We start from the raw sequence: 13,403 nt of genomic DNA, 5'->3' as shown, positions 1-13,403 counted from the left end.
CGGGCAGCAGGAACGGCGGCGGACCCGTACGGAGGTCCGTGCGCGGTACGTCGGCCGGTGACGAGACGGAGGAGGTCCGCATGGCTCGGCAGCACGACGGCGGGCGCCTGCCGTCCGCCCGCACCGCACGGCTGACGGCCGTCCTGACGCCGATGGCCCTGGTGCTCCTCGGCGGTGTGCTCGCCCTGTTCGCCGGTGACGCCGGAACCGGGCTCGGGGCCTTCGTGGTCGCCCTCGCGGCCACCGTCGCCGTGGGCGCCGAGGCCCTGGCCGCGGCCGCACGCCTCGTACGGCCCGTGCCGCCGCACCGCATCCGCACCGCGATCCGTGACCGCGAGCAGCGCACGGCGTTCCTGCCGCAGCGCGATCCCGACGCCTCGGGCCGGTCACGGCCCCGAGCACCCGGCCGCCGCGTCCTGACGGCCGCGTAGGGGCGCGCAGCACTCCGTGCCGGAGTGCTTACTCCGGAGTCCACTACCGGAGTCCACTGCCGGGGTTCCTCCCGGAGATCCTCCTCAAGGTCCTCCTCGGAGCCTTGCGGAGTCCTTCTCCGCCGTGTCCCCTCCTGCCGGCCGGTCCCCGATGGCGACCGGCCTGCCCCACTGCCGCGCCCCTCGCGGGTCGTCACGCCGACATCGCATGTCCCCGTTCCGATGTTCGACGCGACCCTTCGGAGGGCCCACGTGTCCGTTTTCACCCGTCTTGTTGTTGAGTTGGGCCGGCTCCTGGAGCCGGTGCTCGCCCAGTCCGCGACCGCTGCCGCGATCGTGCTGTTCACCGTCCTGGTCCGGCTCGCCCTGCACCCGCTGAGCCGTGCCGCCTTCCGCGGGGCGACCCCGGCAGCCGGGTGCCTGCCGATGCTGCTGCAACTGCCGGTGTTCTTCGTGATGTACCAGGCGTTCTCCTCGGCGAAGATCGGCGGGGAGGCCAACGAGCTGCTCGGGCACCGCCTGTTCGCGGCGCCGCTGGGGTCCCGCTGGACCGAGGCGCTCGGGGACGGCGGCTTCCTCGGGCCGCAGGGGCTGGTCTTCCTCGGCCTGTTCGCGGTTATCGCGGCGGTCGCCGCCTGGAGTGCGGTACGCGGCCGCCGGGCCGCCGCGGCCGCGGCGCAGGCCACCGAAGCCGCAGCCACCGACCCGAAGGCCAAGGCCAAGGCCCAGGCCAAGGCCAAGGCCCAGGGCAAGGCCAAGGCCCAGGCCCAGGGCAAGGCCACGGCCAAGACCCGGGCCAAGGCCGCGGCGCAGACCGGGACGCGGGCCGGGGCGGCCGCCGGGGTGCCCGAGCTGAGCGCCGAGCAGCAGGCGGTCATGCGCAAGCTGGGCGGGGTACTGCCGCTGCTGTCCTTCGGGACGCTGGTCACGGCCGCCGTGGTGCCACTGGCCGCCGGGCTCTACCTGGCCACCACCACCGCGTGGTCGGTCGCCGAACGTGTCTGGCTCCAGCACCGCAAGGAGCAGGCGGAGCGCGCCGGGCAGGACGCGCAGCGCGGCGACGGGGTGGGAGCGGTGCGTTCCAGTACGTGAACAGGGTCTTGCGGATTGATACGACATCTTGGAGGATCAGCCAATCCTCCGATGGCCGCAACCCATCGGCCGGCCGCGGGGCACGCCCGGCGGCCGACCACCCACGACCACGGGAGAATGCCCATGAAGCTGCTGCGTGTCGGACCCGTCGGGTCGGAGCGCCCCGCGCTGCTCGACCAGGACGGGACCCTGCGGGACCTGTCCGCCCTGATCACGGATGTGGACGGCGGCCTGCTGGCCGACGACTCCGTACTGTCCCGGGTACGGGAGGCGGCAGCCGCGGGCGGACTTCCCGTCCTGGACGCGGAAGGGCTGCGCATCGGCGCGCCGGTCGGCCGGATCGGCAAGGTCGTGGGCATCGGGCTGAACTACTTCGGGCACGCCGCGGAGGTCGGGGCGGAGCCGCCGGCCGAGCCGATCCTGTTCCTGAAGGCCGCGGACACCGTGGTCGGCCCCGACGACACGGTGCTGATCCCGCGCGGCAGCGTGAAGACCGACTGGGAGGCCGAGCTGGGCGTCGTCATCGGCGCCACCGCCCGCTACCTGGCCTCCGCCGAGGAGGGCCTCGCGCACGTCGGCGGGTACGTGCTCGTCAACGACGTCTCGGAGCGCGCCTTCCAGATCGAGCGCGGCGGCACCTGGGACAAGGGCAAGAACTGCGAGACCTTCACCCCCGTCGGCCCGTGGCTGCTGACCGCCGACGAGGTGGCGGACCCGCAGGCCCTCGACGTCCGGCTGTGGGTCAACGGCGAACTCAGGCAGGACGGCAACACCGCGGACCAGATCTTCCCGGTCGGCGAGGTCGTGCGGTACCTGAGCCAGTTCATGACCCTGTACCCGGGCGACCTCATCGTCACCGGCACCCCGGCGGGCGTGGCCATGGGCCAGCCGGAGCCGAAGCCGTACCTGCGGGCCGGGGACGTCGTGGAGCTGGAGATCGACGGCCTCGGCCGTCAGCGCCAGGAGTTCAAGGGCGCGTAGGGCCCACGGGCACGGCCCGGCGCGCCGGGCTGCGGGAGGGGGCGGGGCTGCCGGGGCGGCCCCGCCCCCTCCCGCGTACGGCTGCGCCCCTCCCGCGTACGGCTGCGCCCCTCCCGCGTACGGCTGCGCCCCTCCCGCGTACGGCTGCGCCCCTCCCGCGTACGGCTGCGCCCCTCCCGCGTACGGCTTCGTGCCTGGCCGCATACGGCTGGACCGGCCGCGGCCGGTCCGGGCGGGGGGTCGGCGGTGCCTCAGGCGTTCCCGCCGATCTGCACGGCCACTCCGTCGCGCGAGGAGATGCGGGCCGCCTCCAGGACGTCGAGGCAGTGCGCGGCCTCCAGGGCGGTGACGGGGGCGGGCCCGCCCTCCCGCAGGGCCGCGGCCACGGCCGCGTAGTACGCCGGGTAGTCGCCCTGCTCGGTCGGCACCGGGGCGCCGCCGCCGGTCAGCGGGGACTCACCGGAGCCCAGCCGACCCCACTGGTGCGGGGGCTCCTCGCCCCAGGGCAGGTCCCCGTCCGGCCGCAGCCCCTCGCGCAGGGCGGCCTCCTGCGGGTCCAGCCCGTACTTCACGTATCCGGCCCGGGAGCCCAGGACGCGCATCCGCGGACCGAGCTGGGCGGTGGTGGCGCTGACGTACAGGTGGGAGCGGACCCCGTTCGCGTGGGTGACGGCGATGAAGGTGTCGTCGTCGGTCTCGGCGCCGGTGCGGCGGGTGTCGGCCTCCGCGTAGACCCGTACGGCCGGGCCGAAGAGCACGAGTGCCTGGTCCACGACGTGGCTGCCCAGGTCGTAGAGCAGGCCGCCGATCTCCTCCGGGGCGCCGGACTCGCGCCAGCCGCCCTTGAGCTGCGGGCGCCACCGCTCGAAGCGGGACTCGAAGCGCTGCACCTCGCCGAGTTCGCCGTCCGCCAGCAGGCGGCGCACGGTGAGGAAGTCGTTGTCCCAGCGGCGGTTCTGGAAGACGGACAGGAAGGTGCCCGTCCGCTCGGCCAGGGCGGCGAGTTCTCGGGCCTCGGCGGCGGTGGCGGCCAGCGGCTTGTCCACGACCACGGCGATGCCGGCGCGGAGCGCCTCGGTGGCGAGCGCGACGTGGGTCTTGTTGGGCGAGGCGATCACGACGAGGTCGAGGGCCGGCGCGGAGCCGGCGCCCTCACCACCGCCCTCCCCGCCCCCGCCGGACTCGTCGCCCCGGTCGCCCCGGTCCTTCGTGCCGCTCCCGTTGCGGGCCCACAGCTCGGCTGCGGACGCGGCGATGCGGACGCCGGGGTATGCGGCGCGCACCTGGGCCTGGCGGTCCGGGTCGGAGGTGACGACCGTGTCGAGGAGCAGCCCGTCGGTGGCGGCCACCAGGGGGGCGTGGAAGACGGAACCGGCCAGTCCGTAGCCGATGAGGCCGACGCGGAGCGGGGTGGCGGAGTCGGTGGCATTCATGAGCCCACTTTGGCAACAGTGTTGTCAAAGTGCAAGGAAGGTGGACAATGACCAGGTGAACAGGGGTAGCGGGGAGACGCGTGGGGGAGTGAACCTGCCCGCGTTGCGCGGGTACAACGAGGCGCTCGTGCTGGACCTGCTGCGTGCCGCGGGCCCGGCGGGACGGGGCCGCGCCGAACTGGCCGCCCGTACGGGTCTCACCCCGCAGGCCGTCAGCAAGATCATGGTGCGGCTCGCGGCCGAGGGTCTGGTCGCCGAGGCGGGCCGGGCCGCGTCCACCGGTGGCAAGCCGCGCACCCTGCTGCGGCTCGAAGCCGGGGCCCGGCACGCGGTGGGCGTGCACCTGGACCGCGACGAGCTGCGGGCGGTACGGGTGGACCTCGCGGGCGGGGTCCTCGCCGAGTGCGCGGGCCCGCTGGACTTCGGCGCGGGGCCGGACGCCGTGGTGGCGGCGGTCGTACGGGCGGTCGGGCGGGTCTGCGACCCGGCCGGCCCGCCGCTGCTGGGGGTGGGCGCGGCCGCGCCGGGTCCGCTGGACCACCGGGCCGGGGTGATGGGCCGGGTGACGGGGTTCCCGAGCTGGGAGGGGTTCCCGCTGCGCGAGGTGCTGGAGGGGTGGCTGGGGCTGCCCGTCCTGCTCGACAAGGACACCAATGCGGGCGCCGCCGGAGCCGGCCCGGCACCCCGGTCGTGGCCGGCGGCCGGAGGCGCGGCCGAGGCCGGTGCGTCCGTCTACCTGCACGTCGCCAGCGGCCTCGGTGCGGGGCTGCGCCTGGACGGCGAGGTCTATCGGGGTGCCCGCTCGGCGGCGGGCGAGTTCGGCCACCAGGTGCTCCAACTGGACGGCCCGCGGTGCCGCTGCGGGGCGCGGGGCTGCGCGGAGGTGCTGTGCCTGGCGGCGGTGGCCCGCGCGGACCTGCCGGAGGCCGCGCGGATCGTGGGGGAGGGCGCGGCGAACCTGGTCGCGCTGCTGGACGTGGAACGCGTGGTCCTGGGCGGCCGTGTGGTGGCGGCGGCCCCGGAGGTCTTCGTGTCCGGGGTGCGGGCGGTCCTGGCGGCGCGCGCCCTGACCCAGCCGCCGCCCGAGGTCGCCGTGGCCGCCACCGGCGTGGCCGAGGGCGCGGCACAGCTCCTCCTGGCCCCGTTCTTCGGCCGCACCTGACGGGACCGGCCCAGCGATGAACCGCAGGCCGCACCCGACGGCCCCGCCCCCGCGCCGACCCGTCCCGCCGCGCACCCGAAGGCCTCGCCCCCGCGGCGACCCGTCCCGCCGCGCACCTGACGGGATCGCCCCCGCGGCGACCCGTCCCGCCGCGCACCTGACGGGATCGCCCCCGCGGCGACTCGCCGCGCAGCTGACGGTCCCGCCCGGCGATGAACCGCAGGCCGCACCCGACGGTCCCGCCCCCGCGGTGAGCCCTCCCGGCCGTGGCAACCGCCCGTCGCCGCCGCCCCCTTGACCTCGCCGCCATACGGGCGTAAACCGGTACGACCCAGGCGCGGCGTGCGACCCGGGTTCGCGCGTGCGTGGGAGGGTGCGGGCAGGGCCGGGGTGATGGTCACCTCGTCCGATCATCGTCCCGTCCGGCGAGCAGCGAAGGTCTTCCATGCGACTGCGCAAAGCCCTTGCCCTCTCCGCCGTACTCTCCGCCGCCGTCCTCGCCGGCGCCGGGTCCACCGCTCCGGCCGCCGCGGCTGCCAGGGCCGACGTCGGTACTGGCGGCGGCGCGCGTCCCGCCCCCGCCCTGCCGTCCCGGGCGGAGGCCACCTGCGGGGACGGGAAGAGCACCGCGTTCCCGATCGGTGCGCGGATCCGCGGCGGCCCGGCCGTCTACCGCACCGGCAGTGAACCGCAGACCTGGTACCTGGACCTGACCAACTCCACGGACTCCGAGTGCCGGGCCATCCACCCCGTCGTGGTCCTCACCGACAAGGCCCGCCTGCTGCGCCCCGCCCACCTGCGGATGGAGTTCGGCGCCCCGGGCGGCGTGCTGCCCGTCAGCCTGGAGGGGACCGACCGCGACGAGGTCATCGCCGTCTTCGACGGCGGCGAGGCCTTCCCCGGCTTCACCGTGGCCCCGGGCGGCTCGCTGACCGTGAAGGTCGGCCTCTCCTTCGCCCCCGACGCCCCGACCGGCGAGGTCGTCGCCGACGCCGCCCTCGTGCAGCGCAAGGGCGACGACGGCGACTGGGTCGGCGACTCCGGCGGCTACCGGTTCTCCGTCGAGGGCCCCGAGGATTCGGCCGAGGCGGGATCGCTGGCGCACACCGGGCCCCGCGAGTGGGCGTACGGGGCGGGCGCGGTCGCCGCGCTGACCACCGGCGGCGGTCTGCTGCTGGGGGCCCGGCGCCTGCGCCGCACGGCTCGCTGACCCTCCGCCCCGGTCCCGTACGCCGGCCCCCGGACCTGGCCCGCCGACGCCCTCGCCCGGGCCGAGCCGGTCCCGCTCCGGATTCCGGCCGGCACCACCGAAGTCCGGTTCCGCTTCCGCTGCACCGGCACGAACAACCGGTACCGGACCGTCGCCGACGTCCGGCTCGGCTGACCCCGCCGCTGCCCTCCGACCGCCCCGAACGCCGCCCCGGACGCCGCCCCGGACGCCGCTGCGGGGCGGGCGCGGTCCGGGGCGTGGACGCCGACGGCGTCCGAGGTCGGGCCCCGATAGGGTGGTACAGACCAGCGGCCGCAGCCGAGGCCGCGGGTCACGGGTCACGGCCACCGAGAGCGGAGAACAGTCCAGTGGCAGAGCGCAAGCCGATCGAATCCTGGCTCACCGACATGGACGGGGTCCTCATCCACGAGGGCACCCCGATCCCGGGGGCCGATGCCTTCATCAAGCGGCTGCGCGATTCCGGCAAGCCCTTCCTGGTGCTGACCAACAACTCGATCTACACCCCGCGCGACCTCCAGGCCCGACTCAGCCGCATGGGCCTGGCCGTCCCCGTCGAGAACATCTGGACCTCCGCGCTGGCCACCGCGAAGTTCCTCGACGACCAGCGCCCCGGCGGCACGGCGTACGTCATCGGCGAAGCCGGCCTGACCACCGCCCTGCACGACATCGGCTACGTCCTCACCGACCACGAGCCCGACTACGTGGTCCTGGGCGAGACCCGGACGTACAGCTTCGAGGCGATGACCAAGGCCGTCCGCCTGATCAACGCCGGCGCCCGCTTCATCTGCACCAACCCCGACGAGACCGGCCCCTCCACCGAGGGTCCGCTGCCGGCCACCGGAGCCGTCGCCGCGCTGATCACCAAGGCCACCGGCAAGCAGCCCTACTTCGCGGGCAAGCCCAACCCGCTGATGATGCGGACCGGCCTGAACGCCATCGGCGCGCACTCCGAGACCAGCGCGATGATCGGCGACCGGATGGACACGGACGTGCTCGCCGGGCTGGAGGCGGGGATGCAGACCTTCCTCGTCCTGACCGGCCTGACCTCCCGGGCCGACACCGAGCGGTTCCCCTACCGCCCGACCAAGACCGTGGACTCCATCGCCGACCTGGTCGACCTGGTCTGACGGTCCGACGCCCGCCCGGCCGACACGTACGACTGACGCGTACGGCCGACACGTACGACTGACGCGTACGACTGACGCGTACGGCCGGCGCGTACGGCCGGCGCGTGCGACTGACCCGTACGGCGCTGCTGGGGATGCGGAGCGGCGCGGTGCGCGTGAATCTCCTTGGTGAGGAGGTTCACCATGCGCAGTGTTCCGATCGCCGTCCGTGCCGCCGGGGTGGCCGTCGCCCTGACGGCCCTGTCCGTCGCGACCGCGCCCCTCGCCCTCGCGGGCGAGGAGGACCGCGACCGCGGGGGCGGCGGCAGCATCTCGGCGGATCCGAACCCGGCCGAGCCCGGGGCGCAGGTCAAGCTGCGCGTCCACGGCTGCAACGGCACCACGGGCGCCGCCAAGTCCGCCGTCTTCGTGGGCGAGGCCGACCTGCACGGCCGCAACGGGGGCGGCAGCCCGCTCTTCGGCGACGCCATGATCAGTTCGCACGCCTCGCCGGGCTGGCACTCCGTCCGGGTGACCTGCGACGGCCACGACGGCAAGGTCCACGGCTCCATCGAGGTCGTGCACCGGCGTGAGCACCGCCCCGACCCGCACCGCTCGCCGGTGTGGCCGGTCCACGCGGGCGGCGGCGGCATGTCCGCCGAGGTCGCCGAGACGACCCGGCTGGCGGCGACGGCCAAGAAGAGCCACGAGCAGGACGGCCCGGGGCTGCCGCACACCCTGATCGGCGCCGTCCTCGCGGCCGCCGCGACACTGGCCGTGGCGGGCCGGGCGCTGACTCTGCGCCGTCGCCGCAGCGGCGGATGAGCGAGGGCAGGGCCCCGGCGGGCGGGCGGCTGCTGACGTTCGCCGCCTGGTCGGTCCTGGTGCTGGGCTTGTGGCTGTGGGGCCGCCAGCTGACCGGGGTCCCCGCGACGACGGCCGGGCAGGCCGGCGGGGCGGTGGGTCCGGGACTCCCGGCCGCGCACGCCCCGCTGGGCGCTGCGCTGCCGCAGCGGGTCGACGTGCCGTCCATAGGCATCCAGGCGCCGGTGGTGGCCCGCAGCCTGGACGGCGACGGCGCCATCGAGCCGCCGCCGGACGACCGGCCGGGCACGGTGGGCTGGTGGGGTGCCGGCACCCAGCCGGGCGCGGCGGGGGCCGCGCTGATGGTGGGGCACGTGGACACGCAGTCGAAGCCGGCGGTGTTCTACGGCCTGAGTTCGGCGCAGCCGGGCGAGAAGGTGCGGGTGGTGCGGGCGGACGGCTCGGTCGCCGAGTTCACCATCGAGGACGTACGGGTCTACGAGCGCAAGGGCTTCGACCCGCACAAGGCGTACGGCCAGCGGGTGAAGGGGCGGGCGGAACTGCGCCTGGTGACCTGCGGCGGGCGCTACGACAAGGCGGCCAAGGAGTACACGGCCAATGTGGTGGTCTCGGCTTACCTGACCGGCTCGGGAGCCGGCGCCGGCGGCACGGCCGCATAGCCCCGCAGGGGCGGCCGGGCGGGCCGCGCGAGCGGATCCGGGAACGAAGAAGCCCCGCAGCTTTCGCTGCGGGGCTTTTCCCGTCTGTGCGCCGCCAGGGACTCGAACCCCGGACCCGCTGATTAAGAGTCAGCTGCTCTAACCAACTGAGCTAGCGGCGCTTGGTGACAGGGAAAACTCTACCCCACCTCCAGTGGTGCTCATGACCAGCCACGCCCGCATTGTCCGATTAACCCATGTTTGGGCACTCCATCGTGCACGATATGTCTGCCGTACCGCATCTGATGACCCGCCAGATGTGGTTCCGGCCGACCAGTGGACGAGTAGGGGAGTGGACGGAACCGCATGACGATGCAGCCGCCGACGCGAGTGCAGATGCCGATGCCCGCATTCGAGGAGTACGAGCCCGCGGCCGACTGCGCGTGCCAGGGGTGCGCCCTGCGCCGCCGGTCCCTCGCCCGCGCGCGGGCCATACCGCTCCGGGACGGGGGGCATCCGGCCGCCCGCGGCGCCCGCCGCGCGCTGGTCCTGGCCACCGCCGCGGGCATGGTCCTGGGCGGTGGGGCCGCCGCCGCCGCGGCGCCGGCCGCTCCGACGCCGGGGGCCGCGGCCCAGGACGACCCCGGCACACCGCAGGGCGGCCGCGCCCCGCTGCACGGCCCCAAGGCGACGGTCGGCAAGCCGGGAGCCCCCGCCGCGCCGGGGGCGGTCAGGCGGATCGACCGCGCGACGATCATCAACCGGGCGAAGCTGTGGCTGGACGCGAAGGTCCCGTACAGCATGTCCGAGTACTGGACGGACGGGTACCGGCAGGACTGCTCGGGCTATGTCTCCATGGCCTGGAACCTCGGCTCGAACGAGTGGACCGGCAGCCTCGACCGCTTCGCGACCCGGATCACCAAGGAGGAGCTCCTGCCGGGGGACATGCTCCTCTTCCACAACCCGGCGGACCCGAGCAACGGCTCGCACGTCGTCCTCTTCGGCGGCTGGGTGGACGGGACCCGCACGCACTACGTCGCCTACGAGCAGACCCGGCCGACGACACGCAGGCTGGCGACGCCCTACGGGTACTGGAGCAACTCGACGAAGTACCTCCCGTACCGGTTCAACGGGGTCCCGCCGGCCGGCGAGACGGGAGGCGTCAAGCCGGGGGACGCGACGCCGTTCCCGGGCGCGGCGAAGTTCCGGCCCGGCGCGGTCAACGACCACGTCGCGCAGCTGGGCCGGATGCTCATCGACCGCGGTGCGTACCGCTTCTACCCCAAGGGGGTGGCCGACCGGACGTGGAGCGAGCACGACCGGCTGGCGACCCAGGCCTTCCAGCAGGCCCAGGGCTGGACGGGCGCGGAAGCCGACGGCATCCCGGGCGAGCACACCTGGCGGCTGCTGGTCCAGCGCCAGGGCAAGGACGTCCGGCCGCTGGTCGACGGAGCGCCGGGCCCGGGCGGAGTACGGGCCTACCCGGGGCTCGCCGCCTTCCGCCCGGGCAGCACCCACGAGGCGGTCGCCGCCCTCGGCCGCCAGCTCGTGAAGAAGGGCTTCGGCCGGTTCTACGCGTCGGGCCCGGGCCCGCGCTGGAGCGAGGCCGACCGCCGTGCCGTCGAGGCCTTCCAGCGCGCCCAGGGCTGGCGCGGGGCCTCGGCCGACGGTTACCCGGGCCCGGAAACCTGGCGCCGGCTGTTCGCATGACGGAGGTAACGATGTACCCCACGCGCACCACCTCGACCACGGGCACCCTCCGCATCCTCCCGACGCGACCCGCCGCCCGCCCGGCGGCCCCGGCCCCCGCGTACGAGGCCCCGGCGGCCCCGGCCCCCGCGTACGAGGCCCCGGCGGCCCCGGCCCCCGCGTACGAGGCCCCGGCGGCCCCGGCCCCCGCGTACGAGGCCCCGACCGCCCCGACCGCCCCGACCGCCCCGACCGCCCCGACCGCCCCGACCGCCGGGACCGTCGCCGCCGGGCCCGTGGCGCCCGGCGGCGACGGCCACCACGCCGTCCCGGCGGGCCGGTCCGCCCCCGGGGGCCACCCGGCGCCGGGCCACCCGGCAGGGGCCGGCGCACCGGACGGGAGCCGGCCCCGGCCCGTCCCGGCCGCCGCCGAGGCCCCGGCCTTCGCCACGGCGGGGCCGGCGACGGGCTCCGCGACCGCCGCCCTCGGCCTTCCGCAGGCATGGGGCGGGGACGGCGCCACCGGGAGCCTCCCGCCGGGGGCAGCCCTGGCGACCCCCGCGACCGCAGGGCCCGAGCCCGAGCCCCAGCCCGAGGCCCCCGAGCCCCAGCCGAACGCCCCGGTCCAGGCGCAGACCCCGGCCCCGACCCCGACCCAGGCACAGCCGTCCGGTGACCGCGGGGGCGTGGCCCTGGCCGAGGCCGACGGGCCCGGGCACGGGTACGAAGTCCCCGCGGCGCGCGCGGAGCCCGACCCCGGCCCAGGCCCCGAGCCGGAGCCGGAGCCGCAGCCCGAGCCCCGGACCGTTCCCGAGCCCGAGCCCGCGTACCGCGGCGTCCCCGGTCCCGGGGTCGTCGAGATCGTGGCCCAGGCCGTGGCGCGCGGGCTCGCCCCCGCCGAGGACGACACCCAGGACCTGCCCGTCCTCGCCGCACCCCACCGGGGTTCCGCCGTCACCGAGGTGCCGGTCCACCTCCCGTTCCGCGCGGCTCCGCAGCCGCAGCCGCAGCCGCATCGGGTGCAGGGTGGCCGGCCCGGCCCGGCCGCCCCCCGCCCCGCAGCGGCCCCGCGGCCCGTCCCCGTACGCCGTGCGCCCCGCGGCGACGACCGGCTGCGCGAGCACCGCGGCCCCGTCCTGCCCGGCTGGATCGGCGTCGGGGTGGGCTGCCTGGCCCTGGCCGGCTGCATGGCCGTGCTCTGGCGGGCCGGGGTGGTCCCCGCGCCGCTGGTCGCGGCCTTCGGCGGGGCCCCCCGCGCCTACCAGGGCCTGCGCGCCACCCACTGGCCCCCGCTCGCCTTCCTCGGGATCGTCGCCCTCCTCTCCCTCGGCGGGCTCGGCCGGGCCCGCGCCGGCCACGCCTGGGTGCTCACCCTCTTCGGGGCCTACCGCGGCACGGTCCGCCGCACCGGCCTGACCTGGATCAGTCCCCTGCTGCTGCGCCGCCGGGTCGACGTGCGCCTGCGGCACTGGCGCAGCGAGCCGATGCCCGCCGTCGATGCGGGCGGGCTCGCGCTGCAGGTCGTCGTCCAGGTCGTCTGGCAGGTCCGGGACACGGCCCGGGCCACCCTCGGAGTCGAGGACCACGTCGACTACCTCGCCGAGCAGGTGGAATCGGCCATGGCCCGGGTGCTCTCACAGCTCCCCGCCGACGCCTTCCACGAGGACGCGCCGACCCTGCGGGACGCCGAGGCCGTCGGCGAGGCGCTGACGCGCATGCTGGCGGCGGAGACCGAGGCGGTGGGGATCGAGGTGTTCTCGGCCCAGCCGACCCGGATCGAGTACGCCCCCGAGGTGGCCGAGGCCATGCGCCGCCGCCGGGTCGCCGCGATCGACGCCAAGCACCGGGACAGCGTGCTGACCTCGGTGGTGGACGCCGTCGACGACACCGTGCACCGGCTGACCTCGCGCGGGCTCGTCGAGCTCGACGACTACGAGCGCAAGGCCCTGGTGAAGGACCTCACGGTGGCCTTCTACACGGGCCGCAACGAGTAGCCGGGGCGGCCGGGGGCGGCAGATGCGGACGGGTGGCCGGAACCTACCGGACCACCCGTTCCGGCATTGGTATGGACATGGCCAACTCTCGTCAATAATCTGGGACTTGGTCTAGACCTGAAGAATCTCCACCGAGGCACTTCATCCCCACGCGTGCGCACGCTCTTGCCGAACTCCCCCCACGTTCAAGGAGCATCATGCGTCACTTCCGCATGCCCGGACGGGCCGGCGCCGCCGCGCTCGGCCTCGGCCTCGTCGCCGGGATCACCCTGCTCGGCGCCCCCAGCGCGAGCAGCCACGGCTACACGGACACCCCCATCAGCCGCCAGAAGCTCTGCGCCAACAAGACGGTCGCCAACTGCGGCGCCATCCAGTGGGAGCCGCAGAGCGTCGAGGGCTTCAAGGGCTTCCCGGCCGCCGGCCCCGCCGACGGCAAGATCTGTTCCGCGGGCCTGCCGCAGTTCGCCGAACTCGACGACCAGCGCGGCGGCACCTGGCCCACCACCAAGGTCACCAGCGGCCAGAGCTACGCCTTCCGGTGGCAGTTCACCGCCAACCACTCCACCACCGACTTCAAGTACTACGTCACCAGGAACGGCTGGGACCCCACCAAGCCCCTGACCCGCGCCTCCCTCGACTCCCAGCCCTTCCTCACGGTCGCCTACAACGGCGCCCGGCCCCCGATGACCACCGTCCACCAGGGTGCGATGCCCGGTGGCAAGACCGGCCGGCACATGATCCTCGCCGTCTGGACCGTGAACGACACCGCCATGGCCTTCTACTCCTGCTCCGACGTTCAATTCTGACGCAGCGTCAGCTAA

Annotated in this window: 12 protein-coding genes and 1 tRNA gene; 11 read left to right on the top strand and 2 right to left on the bottom strand. The window is 75.5% G+C overall.

Annotated elements, in window-relative coordinates:
• The first annotated feature begins 80 nt into the window (after positions 1-80).
• The 3 genes from ACLJTM_RS05225 to ACLJTM_RS05215 all read left to right on the top strand — a co-directional run bounded on the left by ACLJTM_RS05225 (position 81) and on the right by ACLJTM_RS05215 (position 2,504).
• Complete coding sequence (locus ACLJTM_RS05225) at positions 81-431, top strand: DUF6412 domain-containing protein (protein ID WP_411102123.1); 351 nt, start codon at positions 81-83, stop codon at positions 429-431.
• 252 nt (positions 432-683) lie between these two features.
• Positions 684-1,523, top strand: a complete 840-nt coding sequence (locus ACLJTM_RS05220) for a YidC/Oxa1 family membrane protein insertase (RefSeq protein ID WP_411102122.1) — start codon at positions 684-686, stop codon at positions 1,521-1,523.
• 123 nt (positions 1,524-1,646) lie between these two features.
• Entirely contained in the window at positions 1,647-2,504 is an 858-nt protein-coding gene (locus ACLJTM_RS05215; protein ID WP_411102121.1) for a fumarylacetoacetate hydrolase family protein, read from the top strand.
• 251 nt (positions 2,505-2,755) lie between these two features.
• Here ACLJTM_RS05215 and ACLJTM_RS05210 read toward each other — a convergent pair whose 3' ends face one another.
• The gene (locus ACLJTM_RS05210) at positions 2,756-3,937 is read right to left on the bottom strand and encodes a Gfo/Idh/MocA family oxidoreductase (protein ID WP_411102120.1); all 1,182 of its coding nucleotides are present in this window, start codon (positions 3,935-3,937) and stop codon (positions 2,756-2,758) included.
• Positions 3,938-3,992: 55 nt separating this feature from the next.
• Here ACLJTM_RS05210 and ACLJTM_RS05205 point away from each other — a divergent pair, with 55 nt between their 5' ends.
• The 5 genes from ACLJTM_RS05205 to ACLJTM_RS05185 all read left to right on the top strand — a co-directional run bounded on the left by ACLJTM_RS05205 (position 3,993) and on the right by ACLJTM_RS05185 (position 8,920).
• Positions 3,993-5,099: an ROK family protein gene (locus tag ACLJTM_RS05205; RefSeq protein ID WP_411102119.1), complete on the top strand. Its 1,107-nt coding sequence runs from the start codon at positions 3,993-3,995 to the stop codon at positions 5,097-5,099.
• 445 nt (positions 5,100-5,544) lie between these two features.
• Entirely contained in the window at positions 5,545-6,309 is a 765-nt protein-coding gene (locus tag ACLJTM_RS05200; protein ID WP_411102118.1) for a hypothetical protein, read from the top strand.
• A gap of 368 nt (positions 6,310-6,677) precedes the next feature.
• A complete protein-coding gene (locus tag ACLJTM_RS05195; RefSeq protein WP_411102117.1) occupies positions 6,678-7,457 on the top strand; it encodes an HAD-IIA family hydrolase in 780 nt (259 codons plus the stop codon).
• A gap of 183 nt (positions 7,458-7,640) precedes the next feature.
• Positions 7,641-8,261, top strand: coding sequence for a hypothetical protein (locus ACLJTM_RS05190; RefSeq protein ID WP_411102116.1), 621 nt, complete (start codon positions 7,641-7,643; stop codon positions 8,259-8,261).
• Positions 8,258-8,920: a class F sortase gene (locus ACLJTM_RS05185; protein ID WP_411102115.1), complete on the top strand. Its 663-nt coding sequence runs from the start codon at positions 8,258-8,260 to the stop codon at positions 8,918-8,920. Before ACLJTM_RS05190 ends, ACLJTM_RS05185 begins: the two co-directional genes overlap by 4 nt.
• A gap of 87 nt (positions 8,921-9,007) precedes the next feature.
• Here ACLJTM_RS05185 and ACLJTM_RS05180 read toward each other — a convergent pair.
• Positions 9,008-9,081, bottom strand: a tRNA-Lys gene (locus tag ACLJTM_RS05180).
• A gap of 214 nt (positions 9,082-9,295) precedes the next feature.
• Here ACLJTM_RS05180 and ACLJTM_RS05175 point away from each other — a divergent pair.
• From ACLJTM_RS05175 to ACLJTM_RS05165, 3 genes are all read left to right on the top strand, one after another.
• The gene (locus ACLJTM_RS05175; protein ID WP_411102288.1) at positions 9,296-10,609 is read left to right on the top strand and encodes a peptidoglycan-binding protein; all 1,314 of its coding nucleotides are present in this window, start codon (positions 9,296-9,298) and stop codon (positions 10,607-10,609) included.
• A gap of 11 nt (positions 10,610-10,620) precedes the next feature.
• Positions 10,621-12,582, top strand: coding sequence for an SPFH domain-containing protein (locus ACLJTM_RS05170; protein ID WP_411102114.1), 1,962 nt, complete (start codon positions 10,621-10,623; stop codon positions 12,580-12,582).
• 212 nt (positions 12,583-12,794) lie between these two features.
• The gene (locus ACLJTM_RS05165; protein ID WP_411102287.1) at positions 12,795-13,388 is read left to right on the top strand and encodes a lytic polysaccharide monooxygenase; all 594 of its coding nucleotides are present in this window, start codon (positions 12,795-12,797) and stop codon (positions 13,386-13,388) included.
• Positions 13,389-13,403: the final 15 nt, after the last annotated feature.

The sequence above is a fragment of the Streptomyces sp. cmx-4-9 genome, assembly GCF_046548835.1.
Lineage (GTDB): Bacteria > Actinomycetota > Actinomycetes > Streptomycetales > Streptomycetaceae > Streptomyces.
The sequence above is the reverse complement of the archived record's forward strand: the minus strand, read 5'-3'. Positions and strand labels throughout refer to the sequence as shown.

Excerpts from the sequence above, each read along its gene's own strand:
- ACLJTM_RS05185 (WP_411102115.1), top strand. The coding sequence starts at position 8,258 with ATGAGCGAGGGCAGGGCCCCGGCGGGCGGGCGGCTGCTGACGTTCGCC.
- ACLJTM_RS05170 (WP_411102114.1), top strand. The coding sequence starts at position 10,621 with ATGTACCCCACGCGCACCACCTCGACCACGGGCACCCTCCGCATCCTC.
- ACLJTM_RS05200 (WP_411102118.1), top strand. The coding sequence starts at position 5,545 with ATGCGACTGCGCAAAGCCCTTGCCCTCTCCGCCGTACTCTCCGCCGCC.
- ACLJTM_RS05215 (WP_411102121.1), top strand. The coding sequence starts at position 1,647 with ATGAAGCTGCTGCGTGTCGGACCCGTCGGGTCGGAGCGCCCCGCGCTG.
- ACLJTM_RS05175 (WP_411102288.1), top strand. The coding sequence starts at position 9,296 with ATGCCGATGCCCGCATTCGAGGAGTACGAGCCCGCGGCCGACTGCGCG.
- ACLJTM_RS05225 (WP_411102123.1), top strand. The coding sequence starts at position 81 with ATGGCTCGGCAGCACGACGGCGGGCGCCTGCCGTCCGCCCGCACCGCA.
- ACLJTM_RS05210 (WP_411102120.1), bottom strand. The coding sequence starts at position 3,937 with ATGAATGCCACCGACTCCGCCACCCCGCTCCGCGTCGGCCTCATCGGC.
- ACLJTM_RS05165 (WP_411102287.1), top strand. The coding sequence starts at position 12,795 with ATGCCCGGACGGGCCGGCGCCGCCGCGCTCGGCCTCGGCCTCGTCGCC.
- ACLJTM_RS05190 (WP_411102116.1), top strand. The coding sequence starts at position 7,641 with ATGCGCAGTGTTCCGATCGCCGTCCGTGCCGCCGGGGTGGCCGTCGCC.